Consider the following 19,833-nt stretch of genomic DNA (forward strand, 5'->3'; position numbering starts at 1 on the left):
CAAGCGTTCACCTCAGTCGAGTGTGTCGCTGGAAACATGCCATTTGCTCAGCAACTGCACGTAACTGTCATCGCTGCGCATGTCAGTGATGATCTGTTGTACCGCTGCAGTGAGCTGCGGATCATCCTTGCGAATTCCCAAGCCAGTGAGAATCCGGCTGAAGGCCGGCACCCCTTCCTCGAACAGATCAGGCGCCATGGCGGCGTAGTAACCGGCGGTTTCCACGGTGGTACCGTAAGCGTCTACCTGACTGATGCGCAGCGCCTGAAAGGCATCAGTATCGCTGTTGTAGACCACCAGTTTCATTGGGGTCTTGCCAGCCTTGGTCAGCTTTTCGTTTTCGGCGTCCAGCAGAGTCTTGATCGTCGAGCCATTGAGTACTGCCACCTTGTGCCCGGACAGTCCATCCAGGGTTTTGATGCCCTTGGGATTGCCTTTCGGGACGACCACTGACTGGCTGGAATACATGTAGTTGACGATGTCGATCACCTCCCGCCGTTCGGGCTTGTCGAACAGCTGATCAACGATCATGTCGCACTGCTGGGCGAGCAATGCCGGCAGCAGCCCGGAGAAAGGAATGACCCGCCATTGCACCGGTTTGTTTCCCAGGCGCTTGGCGATTTCGAGCCCCAGATCGACCGTCAGGCCCCTGGGTTTTTGCGCCTCATCGAAAGACACCAAGGGCGGTGAATCCATGCCCGAGCAATACGTGAGTTTGTCGACCTTTTGCAGTCGCTCCGGCACCTGGGGCGCGGCAACCGCCCACTGTGCACAGAGCCCGAGGGATACAGCCGCAAGTAACATATGGCGTTTATGCATGACGAGACACTCCAGTTGTTTAGTAACGGGGCAGTACTCAAAGTCAAAACACTGTCGGGTTTAAGCCCGATTCTATTTTTCCGATTGCAGAAACTGGATCAGCGCCGGCACCGTACCCTCGATGTGCTCGCGCACTATTGCCTCCGCCCGGTCGACATCGCCTGAGCGAATGGCATCAAGGATCACCGCGTGCTCCTGGCGAGCGCTCAAAGGTTTTTCGCTGTGTTGCAGCCACAGGCGCATTGGCGCCTCGATCAGCGAGTACAGTGCAGATATCTGCTTCATCAGCCGAGGGCGACCGCTGAGGCTGCACAGATATTCATGGAAAGCCCGATGAAGTCGGACCCACTCGGCGCTTTCGTCGCGGTAGTCATCCATCTCGTCCAGCATGCGTTCCAGAGCCGCCAGCTGGCGCTCACCGATCTTGCCCACGGCCACGCGAATGGCCAGCCCCTCCAGGGCACTGCGCATCTCGAAGACTTCGTGCAATTCGTCGAAATCCAGGCCACTGACTATGGCCCCGCGGTTAGGCCGCAGGGTGACGAGGCCTTGAGCATCGAGACGGCGAAAGGCTTCGCGCACTGGCATCCGGCTCATGCCGACTTCGCTGGCAATGTCCTCAGCGATCAGACGGTCGCCTTTGCGGTAACGACCGCCACAGATCGCTTCCAGCAGAAAGTTGTAAGCCTCCTCCTCGGCGGTCAGGGGCTGACGTTCAACGTAGGTGGGAGCGAATTGCATAAAGTCACCTTTTGCAGTTTTGTATCCAATTATTCATGGATTCAAAAAGGCAGAAACCGTGCCAGCCTGCCAAGAATTGCCTCAAGTTATTAATTGGAAAGGAGTTTCGACTAAAAAACTGGTGATCTTTAGATCGGCGTGACACTCGCCGTGTGCTACGAAATGGCCCAGCGCGCCCCAAAATGGGTGAATAATGGTATCCAGGTAACAGCTCATTTCGCCTCCGAAGGCTTTCTTTCTAGCGAAAGAGCGCACTACAGAAATTAGCGCTTTAAAAGTTTTACTCGATTAAGTATTTTGCATGGATGATTGGGCGACATCCGCCCCCCCCCCTTTTTCATAGCGACAGGGACCTCCCGTGAGCGGACTACGTGAACGTCAGAAAGTCGAACGACGCCAAGCCATCAGCAAGGCGGCGATCGAATTGTTTGAGCGCCAGGGTTTCCAGAACACCACCATCGAACAAATCGCCAACCAAGCCGGGGTGTCGGCGCCCACCGTGTTCAAGTACTTCGGTAACAAGCAGGAAATCATTCTGGAAATCCTGCACGACGCCGACCAGCGAGCACTCAAGGACGCCCGCAGCCAGATGCCCGACATCAAAGATCCGGTCGATGCCATGTGTTACCTGGAGCGGCGGCTGACCGGTTACGCACTGGAGGTCATGCACCCCAGCCTCTGGCGTGAACTGCTGCCACTGATCCTGTTTGGCGGCGACAACGGACTGCCCGAAGGCTATCGCGCCATGAACGATGCGCTCCGGGCTGAAATCAGTGGATTGCTCAGAGAGCTGCAACAGGCTGGCAAGCTACGCACTGACCTCAACGTCGACCTGGCCGCTTTCCTGTTGAACGACTATTCACACCTGCAGTTGTTCAGGCTGGTCAACCAGGAACCGCCGGATGTCGAGTCCCACTCCGCTCAGGTAAGGCATATTACCGAGCTGCTCTTTTACGGCATGCGGGCCTGAGAAAACACACAGATGCAACCACCTCGCAGGGTGTATGGCTGAAGGCCAAACACCAGAGGGGCGATTATTAAATCGAACGGCGGACCGGTATGAAAAAAGATAATTCGAGCAGTTCAACGATGGAGAGTTCACGCCTGGTGCTGGGCGGCAATGTCTTTGGCTGGACCGTCAACGAACAAGATTCGCTGAATCTACTCGACGCAGCGTTTGAACTCGGCATCAACACCTTTGATACCGCAGACGCCTATTCCATCTGGGCCAGTGGCAATAGCGGCGGCGAGTCGGAAGCCATCATTGGCAAATGGCTGAGTCAGAACAGCCACCGGCGTAGTGAAGTGAAGATTATCACCAAGGTCGGGGCCGAACTCTCGCCCGATCAACACGGGCTCTCGAAAGGCAGAATCCTGCAAGCCGTGGATGATTCGCTGCGTCGACTGCGAACCGATTACATCGATTTGTACTTCTCCCACTACCCGGATGCCTCGACAGCGCACGAGGAAACCCTGGAGACTTACAGCACGTTGATCGCCTGCGGCAAAGTTCGCTCGATCGGCGCATCCAACTACACCCTGGAAGATCTACAGGCCGCGAAATCCTCTGCCGATCGCCACGCCCTGCCCCATTACGCCTGCCTTCAGGTGGAGTACAACCTCTATGATCGCCATGACTTCGAACAGCAGTTGCGTTCTTTTGCCCTGGCCGAGGGTTGCGAGGTCCTGACTTACTTCAGCCTTGCGTCGGGTTTCCTCAGTGGCAAATACAAAGGCCTGAATGATCTGACGCATAGTGCTCGCCGCGAGGACCTGGAAAAGTACTTCGATGAGCGCGGCATGCGCATTTTGCACGCTCTGCATCAGGTGGCGCAGGAGCAGCAAGTCTCACCTGCGGAAATCGCCTTGGCCTGGGTCATGCACCAACCCGGCATTACCTCTGCCATTGCGAGTGCCACCAACCTGGAACAACTAAACAGCCTGGCGCGCTCGACGCAGCTGAGGCTGGATGCTCAAACCCTTGAGCGACTAGACCTCGCCAGTCTCCTTTAAGACTGGCTGTACGCGATAGCCCAGGCACGTGGCTGGCATGACCGGCCACAGCGCCCCTCACCTCAGGTCTTGAAACGCTCCAGCAAACGTCCTTGCTCTGTGGCCTGTCCACTGACCTCGGCGATGCGCTGCGCCGATTCACGTGCGCTGACCGTCAGGTCCTCGCTGAGCTGGCGGATGCGACCGACCGAATGGTTGATCTGCTCCGACACTGCGCTCTGTTCTTCGGCAGCACTGGCAATCTGGACGTTCATCTGAGCCACCCGACCTATGCCTTCACCGACGCCGTACAGCGACTCGACTAACGCACCAAATAGCGCCGCCAGTTCCTTGCCGAGATTCTGATTCAGACTCATCGAATGCACGACGCCGACGGTATCCTGCTGCAGGTCTTCGATGATCGAGCGCGTTTCCTGGATCGAGTCCTGAATGCGGCTGGACAGGTTGCGCACCTCATCGGCCACCACGGCAAACCCTCTTCCATATTCACCAGCCCGTGCAGCCTCGATCGCTGCGTTGAGCGCCAGCAGGTTGGTCTGTTCGGCGATGTCGCGGATGATGTCGAGGACGCTGCCGATCTTTTCGCTCTTGACGGACAGCTGGTTGACCTGACGGTTAGCGTTGGCCAGATCCTCGCCCTGACGGGCAACTATTTGGGTGGTTCTTTCGATCAGCCCCGTGCCGTCATCGATGGCCTGCAAAATAGCCCCCGTCGCTTCCGACGCCGATGCGGTATTGCGAGCAATCTCCTGCGCCGAAAGGTTCATCTGGTACATAGCCGTTGCGACCTGATCGATGTCCTGGCGTTGGTGCTCCATGGTTTGCAAGTTGGCGGTGCTGCCTTGGGCAGATATGGCCGCCGCCGCCCGCAACGCGGTCATCGAGCCCTTGAGCCGGGTGACGATAGGCTGCAATACATCAAGAAAAGCGTTTAGCCCGCTGGCCACCCCGCCCAGTTCGTCGGCACGGGCGTAGTCCAGGCGCTTGACCAGATCGCCTTCGCCACGGGCGAGATCGTCGGCCATCCGCGACATTGCCTGCAGTGGTCGTACGATGCTCCGGGACGCGAGCCAGATCACCACCAGTCCAAAAACCATCAGCGCCAAGCCCATCAGCACCTCCTTTTTCACGGCCCCGAGCAGGTAGTCATTCATCGTTTCGTGCAACTTAAGCAGCGGTGCGAACATCTGCTTCGAGGGTACCTTGACCACAATGCGCCAGGGCTCAGCCCCTGGAATGGGTGAGAACGTCTGACTGACGAGCAAATCCTGCAGCGGTCGTGATTGTCCTGGCAATAATGCGGAAGACTCCACGCTAGGTTCCTTGAATTGACCGCCCAGTGCATCCTTGTCCAGCGTACTGCCAGCAACCAGTCCAGAGGCGCTGACAATCCACACATCCCCACCCTGCCCCGGCAAGCCTGCCTTGGCGACCAGGGATAAGGCTTGAATCTGGCTTAACTGAATGTCTATACCCAGCACCGCCACCACGCGACCGTGATCGATCACTGGCAGGGTCAGCGAGGTCATGAGAATCGGACTGCCAGAGGCATCATCGAGATAGGGATTCAGCAGACAAGGCTGCATCGTTCGTAGCGGGCAGTCATACCAGGTGCGGGACACCTTGCCGTCGGCCATGGGCGTGTCGTCAACAATGCTCTTTTCTTGCACCGTGACTTGCTCCATCTTCCCGCCGCTCTGGCGAAACCAGACCGGTGCAAAACGCCCCAGCTCGTTGCTACCCAGTTCGCTCTGTCCGGCAAAGCGCGCGTCCTGCCCGTCGAAAGCGTTGGCTTGCAAGCTGGCCTGCAACTGCCCCGTGATGTAGGCCCTGGCGCGCTCTGGTGTCAGCGCCCCACTACGGCTAAGCGACATGATTCGCATGACCTCCGCTGATGAGGTCTCACCGACGCGCAGGGCATCGCGGAAAAACACCTGGACGCCAGAGGACTGAAAACCGACGGACTCGGCCACGCGCTCCTCGATAGCCTGGGTCAGGCTGGCAGAGGTCAACCCCTCGGCGCGCTGACTCAAGCCACTCATTTCCTTGATTGCGGTGCCGATCAGGGCCAAGGCCAACAGTGTCAGGCATAGCCCGACCAGTAGAATAATTCGGGCTCGTAAAGTGACAAACATGGCGCGTCTCCTGTGCCGAGCGGCTACACAAAAAAATGGCGACATGCCTGTCGCCGATCAGAAAATGAGCCCGTCACACCTCCCTGCACTGCCTGTCGTCCACACGCGTCCAACCGGCGATGCGCGCCGGCGACAAGGGTTGACAGAGGCCGTACTCAACAGCAGAAGTGAATCTCGGGCATCAATAGAAGCGGTAGCAGCGAATCACCACCTGGCTTGCGTTAGGGTAATGAATCAGGCCGATAAAGCTTGCGCGGGTGAGCCAGTCCAGGCGTCCCTTGGGTACTTGAAACACCGGCGTGCAGGTGCAGTGATACTCCGTCTCGGGAATCGGCCACTGACCTTGCCGCTCCAGCTGACGACCGTATTCGGTCATGTTCAGCAGACCGACGTTATGGATGTTGATCAACGCTCCCTCATCGGTGCGCAAGCTGTACCGTGCGTCCAGTTGACCGACGCCGTCAGGGCGCAGCAGGAAGAAATCTTCGCCCCCGGCCAGCACCTGACCTTTGAAGTCCAGCCCTTCGAAATCCCCTCCGAGAATAGGGTAGTTGCAACGCATCCCCTCGACGCTCTCCCCCATCATCAGCTCAGGGCCAATATCGACACGCAGGGTCAGCACCCGTTGCAGGTTGGGAGCAACGCCCATCAACTCCAATGGTTCAGTCATGGCAAACACTCCTGTGTGGCCCGGTACAACAGCACCGGGCCACAATGATCAGAGATTGGTCTTGATGCTGGTCCAGGTGCGAGTGCGGATGCGCTCCATGGCTGGCGGCATGGGCTGTAAAGCGAACAGGGTTTTGCGAGCTTCGTCCGGCACATACATGTTGGGGTTATTACGGATGTCGGCGTTCACCAGCGCGGTGGCATCCTTGTTCGGGTTGGGGTAACCGATCTTGTTGCTGATTCGGGCGATCACATCGGGGCGAAGGATGTAGTTGATGAACTCGTAGGCCTCCTTGGTGTGGGGCGCGTTAACCGGCACCATCATCACGTCTGACCACATCGGCGCACCCTCCTTGGGTAACGCCATTGCCACCCTGACACCCTTGCCTGCGGCATCGGCCAGCTGTTTGGCCAGCGCTACGCCGCCCGACCAGCCCACGGCGACACAGATGTCACCGTTGGCGAGGTCCATGCCGTAGCGCGACGAGTTGAAGTAGGTGACGTAAGGGCGAATCTTCATCATCGCCGCCTGAGCCTGCGGGTAGTCCTCGCGTTTCTGGCTGTTGGGGTCGAGGCCCTTGTAGTGCAAAGCGATGGGCACGATCTCGTTGGCTGCATCGAGGAAACCGACACCACAACTGGCCAGCTTGGCGAGGTTCTCTTCCTTGAAGATCATGTCCCAGGTGTTCATCTGCACATTGGCGCCCAGAATCTGCTGAACCTTGTCGACGTTGTAGCCGATCAGCGTGGTGCCCCACAGGTAGGGCGCAGCGTAACGGTTGCCCGTATCACCCACCGCCTCCAGGGATTTCATGAACTCCGGGTCCAGATGCTGCCAATTCGGCAACTGGCTGCGGTCCAGAGGCTGGACGGCACCCGCCGCGATCAAGTGGCTCAGGTTGGCGCTGCCGGGGTAGACAACATCATAGCCAGAGTTGCCGGTGAGCAACTTGGACTCCAGGGTCTCGACGCTGTCGAACACGTCATAGATCGGACGGATTCCGGTTTCCTCCTGAAAGCTCTTGAGGATCTCCGGTGGCAAGTACTCGATCCAGTTATAGATCCGAACCGTGCGCTCTTCAGCCAGGGAAACGCCCGCCGTCAACAACGACAGCGCAACGGACAACAGGGTGCTACGTACATGCTTGTTCATAATGAAACACTCCTACGCGGCCGCGGGGCTCGCGACACTTAATAGCGGTAGGTGAAGTACAGTTCCAGCGCGCTGAATTTCTGATCATCGCCGAATACTTGCTTGGCAGCGGCCAGCGGCTTGACCCAGTTATACGACAGTGACGTATAGAACGACGGAGTCGGCGTCCAGTCGAGGAAAACCACGCTTTCATCGGCAAAGCGCCGATCGCTGACGGGGGCGCCCATGTAGTTTTTCTCGTCCAGCCAGAACTGATAGTGAATCGCACCGAGGGTCAGGGTTGGGTTCAGGTGAGTTTTGAGTGAGAACTGCTGAACGTTTTCATTGCTGTTGAACAACAGGTAGTTACCAACAACATCCCCCACCAGCCAGGTGCTCCAGTCGACGAAGCCTTTACTCAGCGAGTCCCAGGCTTTCTGGCGGTTGTCGGTGAGGTTGTCATCGCCGGAAAAACTGGTATAGCGATAGCCGATGACCGGCGTCAGGGGCAAGGTATTGAAGGCATAGTCCGCCTGACCATACCAAGCCTTGGCATCATAATCGACGCCCTCGCCGCTGCCTTTCTCCAACGCGTATTCGGCGTTGAGCGTCAGGGCGGACACACCCGGCACTTTGGCGTTGAGTGCCCTTACGTTGTACACCTGCATTCCGTCCCGGAATCGAGGGGCCGTGCTGCCCTTGGGGCCCAGCGCATGAACTTTCATTGCCATGGCACCCAGCGTCACCTGGTCATCGAGGTTATAATCCAGGTTGACGCCTGTCATGCGGAAGTCACCCAGATCGTCGTCGGTACGCAAGGTGAAGGCCTGGCTCTTCAATGCCCCATGATCCCAGGCCAGGATCGCCGAATCCTTGAACGCGGTTCTTGGGCCAAGCCAGTAGGCGCCGTCATCGAGCTGGTCAAGGTTGCCGTCCATGACGATGAAGCCAGTACCGATCATGTAGTTCTGGCGCCCGGCAGTCAGCGTCCATTCCCCGGTGCGGAAACCGCCGTAGAGTTCTTCGGCGGCCACATCACCGTCAGAGCTGCGCGTAAAACCGCCGGCGTCGCCATCGCCGAAGGTTGTCGCCGCCACGAGCGAGCCTCCGGCCAAAAGGCTGAAGTCGGGCTGCAGGGCGTAATCCAGCTTAATACCTGGCTTGACGTAGAACTCCTGCCAGTCGATTTTCGTGCCGCCGTTTTTGCCGCTGCGCGTATCGACGCGGCCGGCGCCGAAGTTGACGTTACGGGTGGAAAGGGTCGCACCGCCGGCGGTGAGGTTGACTTCACCCTGGAGGTTGCCGTCCTCGAAGGTGTAGCCCGCCAACGCAACGTGGGTGGTCAGGGGTAAGCCGAGCGCCAAGAGCGCTCGAGAGAAACGCGTCATCGAAACCATGTGAAGCTCCTGTGTGATTATTGTTGTTACAGGGCAGTGAAATGGCGGCGCAAAGCGCCGCCAACACCTGGCTGAGCCAGGCGAATAGGACGCAAACTTCTTGTATTTATGGGGCGTTTCAGTGGCTCAGATGTGCAGCAATGGCACGCAGCATGCGCACGCTGTCAGCATCGAACTGGCTGACGGCGTCGGTCAGCGATGACTGCTTGACGATCACCACACCGGACGGCTTATCGACAAACAGGTATTGGCCGTGAATACCACCCGCCATAATCGCCTGGCTGTGGTCGTTGAAGACGTACCACTGGCTTCGGTAAGAAGCGCCGGGGGTCCATTTGGAGAAGTCGGAGTCTTTGGCGTAGATCGTCGGATCGGCGCCGGCGAAGAGGCGTGCGACCGTCTCGGTTGACAGCAGTTGCAGTTCATCCTGGCGACCATCGTTGGCCAGCAGGCGACCGAAACGCGCCATGTCACGCAAGGTGGCGCTGAAACCCGCACCGGCGACGCTACGTCCCCAGGGGTCGGCCATAAAGTAGCCGTCACGCTCACACCCCAACTGGTTCCAGATTTCTTGCATCAACAGATCGCAGGCCTTACCCGAGGCGCGCTCCATGACCCAAGCCAAGGCTTCGGTGGTGGCGGTCACGTAATGAAAAAAGCCGCCGTGGGTGCCGCGTTTTTTTAGAGACGGCAGGTACTGGTACAGCGACTCGAACTGGGCGTATTGCGCAGGTGCAGGCTGAAAACCGCAGGCATAGCCATATTGCGAACTCTCCGAGTTGGGGTCGTCATAGACCTCGCTGTACTCGATGCCCACGGCCATGTCGAACAGCTGGCGTACGGTGGCATCACCAAACGCGCTGCCCACCAATTCAGGCACGTAATACGCAGCGGGCAACGTTGGGTTGAGTACACTGTCACAGACCAGTTGTTCACCGAGGGTGCCGATCAGCGACTTGGTCACCGAGAACATGATGTGCCGATCCCGGGGACGCTGACCGTTGAAGTAGCGCTCGAACAACACGGTGTCGCCCTTCATCACCAAAAAAGCATCGGTCTGACTGGCCACCAGGTGATCGATGACGCTGACACTCAGACCACATTCACTGTCGAAGTGCAGCTCATCCAGCGCCTGTGGAGATTCTTGCAAAGTACTGACCGGCCCGGAGCCCGCCTGCACATCAATGGAGGGACGCAGGCGCGCCAGATTACGGAAACCCCACTGGTTGAACGGCGGGCGCATCCAATTGTTCCAGGTGACGCGGCGTTGCGGCTCTGCCGGGAAGCCCTGCATAAGCAAAGGCGCCTGGCGCGCGTCGAATGACGATCCATTAGTCTCGACGTAAAGACTGGCCAGTGAAGGCACGGTGTTCTGACTCATCGGGTTGACCCTGAAAATGACTCTGCGTGCGAGCAGATGCAGGGAAATAATTACCCGATATTTTATTTTAGTCAATAAACCTTTTTTCTCGATTAAATTACTTTGAGCGTTCAGCGTGGACCTACCCTCCTCTGGTGTCGCGTGTCACCGCCCGGTAAGTGCACAACTCCTGAAAGCGGCCTCAAATCCCGCCCTCGCCAGCAAACCATTGAGTAGCATTCTTCCAATCGCCCCGGGTTCGTTCGAACCTTCTGAAACTGGCTGCCGACTGTGAGCATGTTGCTGCAATGGGGGGATCACGATGACGCACCAACCGAAAGGCGGCATGTGTCACACCTGCGTCCATGCCCACCGCAATTGCAGCAACCTTCCCTTCAGCACCATGCCCGTGCTTGCCCGGGACGCTCAGACCGTGATCGTCCGCGGCACTGAATTCCAGAGGAGACAGCGATGATCAAGTGCCTCTTCGGCCACAAATGGACGATCGTCGGCGGCTTACTTCATAGCATCGTCGATGGCTCGTGCCGCGGTGAGTACAAGATCGTTCAGTGCGAGCGCTGCGGAAAGCTGAAGCAGCGCCGATTTTACTAATCCCCCTCTTCCACCTACCAGCCTGCTGCTGAACGGCGAATGTCACCGGCACCACTGTGTCTCACAGGGTACTCCGTCATTGTCGCCATCCATTTCCATTCCTGGACAAATTTGCAGAAAGTTTTTGGCCTCTGCGCACGAGGTCATCTGCGAGCAGTATTTGCGCCCATCGCATTTGACTGGAGCCGAAACAGGCTTCGGCGCAGTCACGATCGTAGAGATGATTTGGGGCGTGGATAGCCGAGCCTCAGCCCAGGACTGTAATTCAGGGGAAAGCTTCCAAGCTAACAGACCCACAACAAGCACAACCAAAATCAGTTTCATCTTGATCCATCCATGATGAGAGACCGTTTGCGTTCTCACGTTGCCTGCTTTCCAGCGTAACCCACAAATTCACATATAGCCTGCCGGTGAACGGCGGGCGAGGAATACTCATGACCAAAGAAGTCATCTACGACGAACAGATCAACCCGCTGATGGCGCAAATCATCAAGATCGGCAAAGAGCACAGCATCGCAATGATCTCAGCGCGCACATCCCGAACGAAGAAGATGCCGATCTTGCCTGCACCACTCACCTGGCAGGTGATGACGGCGAATGCTACGGGGCTTTCGTCAAAGCGTTTCATGCCGTCCGCCCACAAGCAGCACCGGTAGTGCATACGCGGATCACTCACGGCGACGGCAGCGCCACGCTGGCAGCTTTTATCGGCTGAACCCCTTCCCCATGGACCTTGCCTATCTGACCGGGCAGCGAGTGACTGACACGCGACTATTGGACGAACAGGATGTGCGCAACGGTGAAATCTGGGTTCTGCAAGGGAAGACAAATGCAAAACGTCGGATTGAAATAACAGGAGAGCTGAAAGTTTTGATTGATCGAATCATGCTCCGAAAGAAAGAACATAAGATCCGCTCGACGCGGCTGATCGTTTCGGAGGATGGCACACCAACGACGGTGGCGATGTTGCGGGGGAGATTTGACTTAGCCAGGGAGGCGGCAGGTGTTGCCAAGATCGAACTTCAAATGCGGGATCTGCGCGCTAAAGCTGTTACAGACAAGGCTGAATCGAGCGGTGACATCATGCAGGCGAGAGATCAACTTGGGCATACGACGGTGGTGATGACCGAGCAATACATCCGCAACCGGAAAGGCAAAAAGGTCTCGCCAACAAAGTGAATGGCGACCCAACTCAATAATTGCGACCCAGAAACGAACAAGGGTTTGCATCAGCTTTCGCCCGCAAACCCTTGATTTTTAGATGGTGCCCGAAGCCGGAATCGAACCGGCACGCCCTTACGAGCGGGGGATTTTAAGTCCCATGCGTCTACCAGTTTCGCCATTCGGGCGGTAGCGCGGATAAGCCGTCTGAAGACTGGCAGATGAAGATCTGTCAGTTTTGACGCCTGTGCAGCAGAGGACGAAATATATACATCCCGTCCCGGTGAAGCAAGTTGGCAAATGCCCATTTCAAGACTAAATCTTGCAGGGCAATGCAAATAAAAAAGCTCCGTAAATCATTGATCTACGGAGCTTGTTTAAAGTGGAGGCCGAGGTCGGAATCGAACCGGCGTAGGTGGATTTGCAATCCACTGCATAACCATTTTGCTACTCGGCCTCAAACATCTGATGTCATGTAGCACAACATCAAACGCGTACAGTCTTGGAGCAGATTCTAGATCTAACTCCTTGAAAACATTGAGCTTTTTCAGCGGTCAGTGCTTTCGATGGCGTGAATTATGTACTGATTTCCGAGGGCTGGCAACCCCTTGATTTCAAAAAAATTTTATCGGGCGCTTTGCATGTTTCGACGCAGGTTCGACTCCTCGCCCACGTCTCCCGCGTGCCGCCGGCCCGCTTAGTGCCCACGAATGTAGTACTCCAACTGCCGAATCAAATCGGCCTGCTCGACAATCGCCTCTTTCACCAAATCGCCAATCGACAACAAACCGATCAACTCGCCGCTATCCACTACCGGCAGATGGCGCAGATGGCTGTCGGTCATGACCTCCATACAGCGCTCGATGCTCTGCTGACTGTCGGCTGTCACGACCGGTGCGCTCATGATGTCGCGCACCGGCGTGCCGACCGAGGAACGTCCCTGCAGAACGACCTTGCGCGCATAGTCGCGCTCGCTGATGACGCCGACCACCTGCCCTGCTTCGATGACCGGCAGCGCGCCCACATTCTTCTCGGCCATCATTTTCAGCGCTTCAAGCACCATCTGGTCCGGCGCGATGCTATGCACGTGCTGGTTTTGCACGACTTTCAGTTTCAGCAGCTGTGCGGCTGTTTTCATGGATGCCTCCGCTATCGTTGCTCATTGCCGACGCTTGAACTCAAGCCACGCCGACTTCCACCACGCCACCGTTCAGCCGTACCGGCCAGACCCGCAGACGCTGCTGCGGATATTCCAGGCAACTGCCGTCTTCCAGCCGGAAATGCTGTTTGTAGATCGGTGAAGCGACGACCAGATCACCCTTGATGCTGCCCACCAATCCACGACCGATGACGTTCGCCCCGGATTGCGGATCATGGTTATCGATCGCATAGAGGCTCCGACCCTCGGCACCCGGCAGGTAGAACAGCGCCACTTGGGCGCCATCGAGCCAGACGACAACGCCGGAGTTGCTGACCAGATCCTGCTGCGTGCACACGGTTTGCCAGACATCGGTGTTGGCCAGAGAATCGATGCGTCGGGTAGTGGACTGGCTCATCAGGCAAGCTCCTCGGTGACAGGAATAAGGTTGAGTTCGGCCGCCATGATCGGGCGCCGCTGACCACGCTCCTGGACAAAGTGAATGTCCGGGTCCGGGCGTTTATCGTTGACGAAGGTGCGAAAGCGCTTGAGCTTTTCCGGGTCTTTGAGTGCGTTGGCCCACTCGCATTCATAGCGATCGACCACCAACTGCATTTGCGATTCAAGTTCCGCGCCAAGCCCGAGGCTGTCGTGGATGATCACGTCCTTGAGGTAGTCGAGGCCGCCTTCGAGGCTTTCTCGCCACACCGAGGTGCGCTGCAGTTTGTCGGCGGTGCGGATGTAGAACATCAGGAAGCGGTCGATGTAGCGGATCAGGGTGGCGTCGTCGAGGTCGGTGGCGAACAGCTCGGCGTGGCGCGGGCGCATGCCGCCGTTACCGGCGATGTACAGGTTCCAGCCGTTCTCGGTGGCGATCACGCCGACGTCTTTGCTTTGGGCTTCTGCGCATTCGCGGGTGCAACCGGACACCGCGAACTTGAGCTTGTGCGGCGAACGCAAACCTTTGTAGCGGTCCTCGATCATCAGGGCCATTTGCACGCTGTCCTGCACGCCATAGCGGCACCAGGTGCTGCCGACGCAAGACTTCACGGTTCGGGTCGATTTGCCGTAGGCGTGCCCGGTTTCGAAACCGGCTTCAATCAACTCGGCCCAGATGTCCGGCAACTCATGCAACTGTGCGCCGAACAGATCGATACGCTGGCCGCCGGTGATTTTGGTGTAGAGGTCGTATTTCTTCGCCACCACACCGATCGCGATCAGTTTGTCGGCGGTGATTTCGCCACCGGGAATGCGTGGCACCACCGAATAGGTGCCGTTTTTCTGCATGTTGGCCATGAAGGTGTCGTTGGTGTCCTGCAACGGCACCAGCGACGCGTCCATGATCGGCTGGTTCCAGCACGACGCGAGGATCGAGCCAACCGCCGGCTTGCAGACGTCGCACCCGGTGTGGCCACGGCCATGTTTGGCCAGCAGTTCTTCGAAGGTGATCACCCCTTCTACCCGCACCAGCGCATACAACTCCTGACGGGTGTAGGCGAAGTGTTCGCAGAGGCTTTTGTCGACACTGACGCCACGGGCAATCAGTTCATGCTCGAAGACTTGCTTGAGCAAACCCGCGCAGCCGCCGCAGCCGGTACAGGCCTTGGTCTGCGACTTCAGCAGGCCGAGGTCGGTGCAGCCTCCGTCGATGGCCGAACAGATGGCCCCTTTGGTGACGTTGTGGCACGAGCAGACCGTGGCCGACTCGGGCAACGCGCCCGGGCCCAGGGTCGGCGCGCCTTCGGAAGACGGCAGAATCAGGCTGGCCGGCTCCGACGGCAGGGCTATGGCGTTCTGCATGTATTGCAGCAGCGTGTCGTAATAGCTGTTGTCGCCGACCAGCACCGCACCGATGACGTGCTTGCCGGAGGCATCCACCACCAGCCGCCGATAGCTGGCCGTGGTTTCGTCGATGAACTGATAACTGCGCGCGCCCGGCGTGCTGCCATGGGCATCGCCGATGGAGCCGACATCGACGCCCAGCAGCTTGAGCTTGGTCGACATGTCGGCACCCAGAAACGGTTCTGCGACCTCGTTGCACAAGCGTGCCGCGACGCTGCGCGCCATCTGGTAGCCCGGCGCGACGAGGCCGAACAGGCCACCATTCCACGAGGCGCACTCGCCGATGGCATAGATATCCGGATCACTGCTCAGGCATTCGTCGTCAATCACGACGCCACCGCGCGGTCCGATGTCCAGCGCGCACTGGCGGGCCAGCGCATCTTGTGCGCGAATGCCGGCCGAGAACACGATCAGGTCGGCTTCGAGAAACTCGTCGTTGGCGAAGTTCATGCGGTAGCGATACTCCTCGCCCACGCTGATCGACTGTGTGGCGCGTGACAGGTGCACACCAACGCCCAACCTTTCGATCTGCGACTTGAGCGCAAGCCCGCCCATCTCGTCCAGCTGCACCGGCATCAGGCGCGGCGCGAATTCCACGACATGCGCTTCCAGGCCCAGGCTTTTCAGCGCATTGGCAGCTTCAAGACCCAGCAGCCCCCCGCCCACCACGACACCACGTCGGGCGTTGGCAGCGGCAGCGCGGATGGCGTCGAGGTCTTCAAGGGTTCGATACACCAGGCGTGAATCACCCTCCGCGCCTTCAATCGGCGGCACAAACGGATAAGACCCGGTGGCCAGGACCAGTTTGTCGTAAGGGACGCAACCTTGCGCAGTGATCACCTGGCGACGGGCGCGGTCGATTTCCAGCACCGGCACGCCCAAATGCAGGGTGACGCCTGGCGTCTGGTACAGCGAGGCTTCACCCAAGGCCAAGGATTCAGCATCGCGACCAGAAAAATACTCGGAAAGATGCACACGATCGTAGGCACGCATCGGCTCTTCGCTGAACACGTGCACTTGATACTGTTCAAGCGCTCCCCGCTCGATCAACTGCTCGACACAATGATGGCCGACCATGCCATTGCCAATCACGATCAGCGTTTGCAATTTGTTCAACGCGGCAACATTGGAATTCATAAGAAGCACCCGGCTAAAGCGGTTCAAAAAGCAAAAAAAAACGCCTGAAACCTTTCGGTTCCAGGCGTCTTTGCCTGTTCTTTTGCGGTGTTGATGCCAGACGTCTATGCCCGACCCACCGATGTTGCCCACGAATCGATCGTCGTTGACCGAGGGGCTGCCCACTCGACAGCATTCAGGGTGGGCCTGTTCGGTGTGTTGCAGTGTTTGTGCCAGATCGCAAAAGTGCTGCTCAGGGGCGGCGCGGCCGTGAATTCACTGCGACAAACCGGCCGCTTTTGCCTTCGCATAGTGCAGCGAGGTGCAGCAAAGCTTTATAAAAGTGCACAAATGCTTCATCAGAAATACTTGAGCCAGGCAATGTCTCGACGTCTAGCCTTCAACAACGAGAACCCTCTGACCGGGCGATAAAGCGCAATCGCCAGCAAGATTGCCACCAGCCAGACCGCCCCGACCGACGTGAAACCCAACCACGCGCCCTGATTCAACCCGAACAGCGCGACAGCGATGACATACAAAACCTTCAGCGCGTACAGGTGCAACAGATAGAAGAACATCGGCGCCGACCCGAAGACCGTCAACGGACGCAGCCACCGGCTCTTCTGTGCATGCTCAAACCACAGAAGCAGCAAGCATCCAACGCTAAGGGTCAGTGCAACAAACAGCAGCGACGGTGGATATTTGGTGATGTTGAAAAAACTCATCAGCGTTTGCAGGGACGTCTCGCCCACGCTCCAGGGCTTCTCGCCATAACCATTGAGCAGTCGCAGCGCAATGAATCCCGCCAGCCCGGCGACACCACCGATCAGCAATGTGCGTTGACGCACCCTCGCGTCCGCCGCTCGCCCGAACCACGGCCCCATGGCATAACCCAGGCCGATCACGCCAATCCACGGCAGCACCGGGTAAGACGTGCGCAGCCGAAACCCTTCGGCCAGTTCGATCCAGCCGCGATCATGGAGAATCGCCCAAGGCACGTGCAACGCCGATTCCACTGGAAAGTGCAGAGCATCCAGCAGGTTGTGCCCGGCGATGATCGCCAGGCTCAAGAGCAGCAGCATCGGGCGTGGCAGCCAGACCATCACCGACAGCGCAATCATGCTCAGGCCGATGGCCCAAATCACCTGCAGGTAGATAACCGTCGGCGGAAACTGGAACGTCCAGGCGAAGTTCACCAGGGTGAACTCAAGCACCACCAGAAACAGACCGCGCTTGAACAGAAAACTGCAAACATCGGCCTTGCCAGCGTATTTCTCACCGTACAGCCAGGCCGACAGACCGGTAAGCAGCACGAAGACCGGCGCGCACAAATGAGCGAGTGTGCGGCTAAAGAACAGTGCGGGTTCGGTCGTGGCAATGTCCATGGGATCGGACACCTGTCGATGCAGGAAAAAGGTTTCGCGGACGTGGTCGAGCAGCATGAACAGAATCACCATGCCTCTCAATGCATCGATGGAAAGAAGCCGGCCGACTGTCGTGCCGATGGAGCGAGGGGGAGCAATAGTCATGGAGATTTCGCAACACAAGGGGGTGAATAAACGTGTCCCGCAGAACAGATTGCCGGGCACCTTATATTGTTACCCTATAACATTTCCAGGCATTTTTTCATCTGTACACCTGCGGGAGCGAGCTTGCTCGCGATGGTCGTTCACGAAAACGCGTGCTGCCTGGATAAACACGGCGTCCTTCAGTCCATCGCGAGCAAGCACGCTCCTACAGTGATAATGTGGAAACGTTTTGTTTCATTAATCAAACACTTCTAACTCACTCCCTGCAAAGGAATGCCACAGCAATGGACTTTTCTCTCAAGCATCTGGCCGTGACAACGCTGATGTTGGCCAGCCTTTCGTCCTTCACCACGGCTGCGCACGCCAACATCACCCCGGAACAGAGCGCGACCATCCTCAAGACGTTCAGTGACGCCTCGGCAACCGATTTCAGGCAGTTCCTGACAAGCCTGGCCAAGACCGACCTGGCCAAAACCGATGACCTCGGCGCGGCGATCAGTGCCTTCCTGGACAACAAGGCCCTTTCCGCCGACCAACAGAACGAAATCCATCGCCTGCTGGGGCTCTATGCGCGAGTGAAGTACGGCAAAGCCGCCACCGAGACGCTGCGTGAGCTGGTGGCCATCCCGACCTTCCGCGTGGACGGCGTTGACCAGCACGCCAACCCTGAATTCATCAGGATCGCCGACAAGATCAAGAGCCTTGCCCAGGCCTTCAACCTGAACTTTCGCAACATCGACAACCGCGTCTATGAGATCTCCCTCGAGGGCACTGGAGATGAAGTGGTCGGCATTCACGCCCACGCCGACGTGGTGCCCGTGACGCCGGAGAACTGGGTCCTGGAAGACGGCACCAGACTCGATCCGTTCAAGGTCACCCTGATCGGCGACCGCATGTATGGCCGGGGCACCGAAGACGACAAGAACGGCATCGTGGTAGCGCTCTACGCCATGAAAGTCATCAAGGAAGAAAAACTGCCGCTGGCGAGGAATTTCAAGCTGCTGGTCGACACCACCGAGGAAACCTCTGGCGACGCCATCCCCTATTACTTCGAACACAACCCGACACCCAACTACAACCTGGCGCTGGATGGTGGCTACCCGGTGGTAATCGCCGAGAAAGGCTACGGCACCGTCATGGCCAATTTCCCCAAGCGCAAGGCTGACGGCAAAGGCGCTGAAATCGTCTCGATGACGGGCGGCCTGGCCACCAACCAGATTCCATCGGCTTCGGTCGCCACTCTGCTGAGTGACAAGCCTGCCGAACTGGCTGCCAGCCTGCAGAAGGCGGGTAGCGATTTTGCCAAGCGCAATGGCGGCAATTTCAGCGTGACTGCCAAGGTTGACGGCAAGGACGTCAAACTGACGGTCACTGGCGTTTCAGCCCACTCCTCCGAGCCGGAGTCCGGCGTCAACCCGGTATCCCGGATGCTGGTCTTCATCAATAGCCTCGACGGCAAGGTCGCGATCAAGCACAACCACATCACCGACGCTGCCCGCTACGCCGCCGACAACTGGGGCCTGGATTACCTCGGAGGCAAACTGGGAGTCGGTTTCTCCGATGCCTTCATGGGCCCGCTGACCACGTCCCTGACGTTTGTCGGGATGGATGAAAAAACCTTCAAGCTCGCGGTCAACCTGCGCGTGCCAAAGGGCAAGTCCCCGGAAGCGCTCAAGGCCGAAATCGCCGACAAGATTGGCGCCTGGAGCAAGAAGTCCCACGTAGCAGCGACGTTCGATTACTCGATTGCCGAGCCGATGTACCGCAACCCCGAGGGTGAATGGGTCAAGGCCCTGCTGGCCGTGGCCAGCGAAAACCTTGGCATGAAACACGAGTACGGCACTTCTGCCGGCGCCACTTCGGTTCATGAATTGCCCAATGGCGTGCAGTTCGGCCTGGCCCGGCCCGAGGTCAAATACACCGGCCACACGGACAACGAGTTCAAGACCGTCGACCAGTTCCTGCTGGACCTGCAGATCGTGACCGAAATGATGGGGCGCATCGGGCAATTGCCGAAACTCTGACCCACTGTCGGGCCCGCCGTTCTGGCGGGTCCATTTCTTGATCCGATTTCCTATCGCACTATCGTTGCCTTCAGAGCAACGATGTCTGAATTAAGTTGCTCTTGCTGCCATTGGTCAATGGAGCGAGCATCGCTCTCGACACCGC

At 58.0% G+C, this 19,833-nt stretch carries 17 protein-coding genes, 2 tRNA genes and 2 pseudogenes; 6 read left to right on the forward strand and 15 right to left on the reverse strand.

Annotated elements, in window-relative coordinates; genetic code table 11:
* Positions 1-12: 12 nt before the first annotated feature.
* Together PMI01S_RS11700 and PMI01S_RS11705 are read right to left on the reverse strand one after the other, a co-directional pair.
* Entirely contained in the window at positions 13-819 is an 807-nt protein-coding gene (locus PMI01S_RS11700) for an ABC transporter substrate-binding protein (RefSeq protein WP_084320068.1), read from the reverse strand.
* Between the two features lie 72 nt (positions 820-891).
* The gene (locus tag PMI01S_RS11705) at positions 892-1,560 is read right to left on the reverse strand and encodes a GntR family transcriptional regulator (protein WP_084320070.1); all 669 of its coding nucleotides are present in this window, start codon (positions 1,558-1,560) and stop codon (positions 892-894) included.
* 358 nt (positions 1,561-1,918) lie between these two features.
* Between PMI01S_RS11705 and PMI01S_RS11710 the strand changes: the two genes are divergently transcribed.
* Positions 1,919-2,530, forward strand: a complete 612-nt coding sequence (locus PMI01S_RS11710; protein WP_084320072.1) for a TetR/AcrR family transcriptional regulator — start codon at positions 1,919-1,921, stop codon at positions 2,528-2,530.
* An 89-nt stretch (positions 2,531-2,619) separates the two neighbouring features.
* On the forward strand, positions 2,620-3,573 hold the full coding sequence (locus tag PMI01S_RS11715) for an aldo/keto reductase (RefSeq protein ID WP_084320074.1): 954 nt from the start codon (positions 2,620-2,622) through the stop codon (positions 3,571-3,573).
* A gap of 62 nt (positions 3,574-3,635) precedes the next feature.
* Here PMI01S_RS11715 and PMI01S_RS32390 read toward each other — a convergent pair whose 3' ends face one another.
* The 6 genes and pseudogenes from PMI01S_RS32390 to PMI01S_RS11740 all read right to left on the reverse strand — a co-directional run bounded on the left by PMI01S_RS32390 (position 3,636) and on the right by PMI01S_RS11740 (position 10,287).
* Positions 3,636-4,454 carry a methyl-accepting chemotaxis protein gene (locus PMI01S_RS32390; RefSeq protein WP_371850916.1) on the reverse strand — a complete coding sequence of 273 codons (819 nt, stop codon included), beginning with the start codon at positions 4,452-4,454 and terminating at the stop codon, positions 3,636-3,638.
* A 39-nt stretch (positions 4,455-4,493) separates the two neighbouring features.
* Positions 4,494-5,753, reverse strand: a pseudogene (locus PMI01S_RS32395) (PDC sensor domain-containing protein); the annotation flags it as partial.
* A gap of 136 nt (positions 5,754-5,889) precedes the next feature.
* Positions 5,890-6,378, reverse strand: coding sequence for a DUF3237 domain-containing protein (locus tag PMI01S_RS11725; protein ID WP_084320078.1), 489 nt, complete (start codon positions 6,376-6,378; stop codon positions 5,890-5,892).
* A gap of 48 nt (positions 6,379-6,426) precedes the next feature.
* Positions 6,427-7,530, reverse strand: a complete 1,104-nt coding sequence (locus PMI01S_RS11730; RefSeq protein WP_084320079.1) for a polyamine ABC transporter substrate-binding protein — start codon at positions 7,528-7,530, stop codon at positions 6,427-6,429.
* 38 nt (positions 7,531-7,568) lie between these two features.
* Complete coding sequence (locus PMI01S_RS11735; RefSeq protein WP_084320081.1) at positions 7,569-8,906, reverse strand: alginate export family protein; 1,338 nt, start codon at positions 8,904-8,906, stop codon at positions 7,569-7,571.
* A gap of 118 nt (positions 8,907-9,024) precedes the next feature.
* Positions 9,025-10,287 carry a serine hydrolase domain-containing protein gene (locus PMI01S_RS11740; RefSeq protein WP_084320083.1) on the reverse strand — a complete coding sequence of 421 codons (1,263 nt, stop codon included), beginning with the start codon at positions 10,285-10,287 and terminating at the stop codon, positions 9,025-9,027.
* Positions 10,288-10,737: 450 nt separating this feature from the next.
* Here PMI01S_RS11740 and PMI01S_RS31840 point away from each other — a divergent pair, with 450 nt between their 5' ends.
* Positions 10,738-10,878, forward strand: coding sequence for a hypothetical protein (locus PMI01S_RS31840; RefSeq protein ID WP_159439536.1), 141 nt, complete (start codon positions 10,738-10,740; stop codon positions 10,876-10,878).
* 42 nt (positions 10,879-10,920) lie between these two features.
* On the opposite strand, the gene PMI01S_RS11745 is transcribed toward PMI01S_RS31840, so the two are convergent.
* Complete coding sequence (locus PMI01S_RS11745) at positions 10,921-11,202, reverse strand: excalibur calcium-binding domain-containing protein (RefSeq protein ID WP_084320085.1); 282 nt, start codon at positions 11,200-11,202, stop codon at positions 10,921-10,923.
* Positions 11,203-11,312: 110 nt separating this feature from the next.
* Here PMI01S_RS11745 and PMI01S_RS11750 point away from each other — a divergent pair, with 110 nt between their 5' ends.
* Both PMI01S_RS11750 and PMI01S_RS11755 read left to right on the forward strand, forming a co-directional pair.
* Positions 11,313-11,534 carry a hypothetical protein gene (locus PMI01S_RS11750; protein WP_084320087.1) on the forward strand — a complete coding sequence of 74 codons (222 nt, stop codon included), beginning with the start codon at positions 11,313-11,315 and terminating at the stop codon, positions 11,532-11,534.
* Positions 11,535-11,604: 70 nt separating this feature from the next.
* Positions 11,605-12,057, forward strand: a pseudogene (locus PMI01S_RS11755) (tyrosine-type recombinase/integrase); the annotation flags it as partial.
* Positions 12,058-12,140: 83 nt separating this feature from the next.
* Here the strand turns inward: PMI01S_RS11755 and PMI01S_RS11760 are convergent.
* The 6 genes from PMI01S_RS11760 to PMI01S_RS11785 all read right to left on the reverse strand — a co-directional run bounded on the left by PMI01S_RS11760 (position 12,141) and on the right by PMI01S_RS11785 (position 17,664).
* Positions 12,141-12,227, reverse strand: a tRNA-Leu gene (locus PMI01S_RS11760).
* Positions 12,228-12,422: 195 nt separating this feature from the next.
* Positions 12,423-12,496: transfer RNA gene (locus tag PMI01S_RS11765), tRNA-Cys, on the reverse strand.
* A 240-nt stretch (positions 12,497-12,736) separates the two neighbouring features.
* Complete coding sequence (locus tag PMI01S_RS11770; protein WP_084320091.1) at positions 12,737-13,177, reverse strand: CBS domain-containing protein; 441 nt, start codon at positions 13,175-13,177, stop codon at positions 12,737-12,739.
* A 40-nt stretch (positions 13,178-13,217) separates the two neighbouring features.
* Positions 13,218-13,595, reverse strand: coding sequence for a nitrite reductase small subunit NirD (gene nirD / locus PMI01S_RS11775; RefSeq protein WP_084320093.1), 378 nt, complete (start codon positions 13,593-13,595; stop codon positions 13,218-13,220).
* The gene (gene nirB / locus PMI01S_RS11780) at positions 13,595-16,156 is read right to left on the reverse strand and encodes a nitrite reductase large subunit NirB (RefSeq protein ID WP_084320095.1); all 2,562 of its coding nucleotides are present in this window, start codon (positions 16,154-16,156) and stop codon (positions 13,595-13,597) included. The genes nirD and nirB overlap by 1 nt, the downstream gene beginning before the upstream one ends.
* Positions 16,157-16,494: 338 nt before the next feature.
* On the reverse strand, positions 16,495-17,664 hold the full coding sequence (locus PMI01S_RS11785) for an acetyltransferase domain-containing protein (protein ID WP_084320097.1): 1,170 nt from the start codon (positions 17,662-17,664) through the stop codon (positions 16,495-16,497).
* A 284-nt stretch (positions 17,665-17,948) separates the two neighbouring features.
* Here PMI01S_RS11785 and PMI01S_RS11790 point away from each other — a divergent pair, with 284 nt between their 5' ends.
* Positions 17,949-19,688, forward strand: coding sequence for a dipeptidase (locus tag PMI01S_RS11790; RefSeq protein WP_084320099.1), 1,740 nt, complete (start codon positions 17,949-17,951; stop codon positions 19,686-19,688).
* Positions 19,689-19,833: the final 145 nt, after the last annotated feature.

The sequence above is a fragment of the Pseudomonas migulae NBRC 103157 genome (assembly GCF_002091715.1).
Taxonomy (GTDB): domain Bacteria; phylum Pseudomonadota; class Gammaproteobacteria; order Pseudomonadales; family Pseudomonadaceae; genus Aquipseudomonas; species Aquipseudomonas migulae_A.

What these genes read in the sequence shown, in the direction of transcription:
- nirD (WP_084320093.1), bottom strand. Translation starts at nt 13,595, where the DNA reads ATGAGCCAGTCCACTACCCGACGCATCGATTCTCTGGCCAACACCGAT.
- PMI01S_RS11735 (WP_084320081.1), bottom strand. Translation starts at nt 8,906, where the DNA reads ATGGTTTCGATGACGCGTTTCTCTCGAGCGCTCTTGGCGCTCGGCTTA.
- PMI01S_RS11770 (WP_084320091.1), bottom strand. Translation starts at nt 13,177, where the DNA reads ATGAAAACAGCCGCACAGCTGCTGAAACTGAAAGTCGTGCAAAACCAG.
- PMI01S_RS11790 (WP_084320099.1), top strand. Translation starts at nt 17,949, where the DNA reads ATGGACTTTTCTCTCAAGCATCTGGCCGTGACAACGCTGATGTTGGCC.
- PMI01S_RS11745 (WP_084320085.1), bottom strand. Translation starts at nt 11,202, where the DNA reads ATGAAACTGATTTTGGTTGTGCTTGTTGTGGGTCTGTTAGCTTGGAAG.
- PMI01S_RS11785 (WP_084320097.1), bottom strand. Translation starts at nt 17,664, where the DNA reads ATGACTATTGCTCCCCCTCGCTCCATCGGCACGACAGTCGGCCGGCTT.
- PMI01S_RS11740 (WP_084320083.1), bottom strand. Translation starts at nt 10,287, where the DNA reads ATGAGTCAGAACACCGTGCCTTCACTGGCCAGTCTTTACGTCGAGACT.
- PMI01S_RS11700 (WP_084320068.1), bottom strand. Translation starts at nt 819, where the DNA reads ATGCATAAACGCCATATGTTACTTGCGGCTGTATCCCTCGGGCTCTGT.
- PMI01S_RS11725 (WP_084320078.1), bottom strand. Translation starts at nt 6,378, where the DNA reads ATGACTGAACCATTGGAGTTGATGGGCGTTGCTCCCAACCTGCAACGG.
- PMI01S_RS11750 (WP_084320087.1), top strand. Translation starts at nt 11,313, where the DNA reads ATGACCAAAGAAGTCATCTACGACGAACAGATCAACCCGCTGATGGCG.
- nirB (WP_084320095.1), bottom strand. Translation starts at nt 16,156, where the DNA reads ATGAATTCCAATGTTGCCGCGTTGAACAAATTGCAAACGCTGATCGTG.
- PMI01S_RS11730 (WP_084320079.1), bottom strand. Translation starts at nt 7,530, where the DNA reads ATGAACAAGCATGTACGTAGCACCCTGTTGTCCGTTGCGCTGTCGTTG.
- PMI01S_RS32390 (WP_371850916.1), bottom strand. Translation starts at nt 4,454, where the DNA reads ATGACCGCGTTGCGGGCGGCGGCGGCCATATCTGCCCAAGGCAGCACC.
- PMI01S_RS11705 (WP_084320070.1), bottom strand. Translation starts at nt 1,560, where the DNA reads ATGCAATTCGCTCCCACCTACGTTGAACGTCAGCCCCTGACCGCCGAG.
- PMI01S_RS11715 (WP_084320074.1), top strand. Translation starts at nt 2,620, where the DNA reads ATGAAAAAAGATAATTCGAGCAGTTCAACGATGGAGAGTTCACGCCTG.
- PMI01S_RS31840 (WP_159439536.1), top strand. Translation starts at nt 10,738, where the DNA reads ATGATCAAGTGCCTCTTCGGCCACAAATGGACGATCGTCGGCGGCTTA.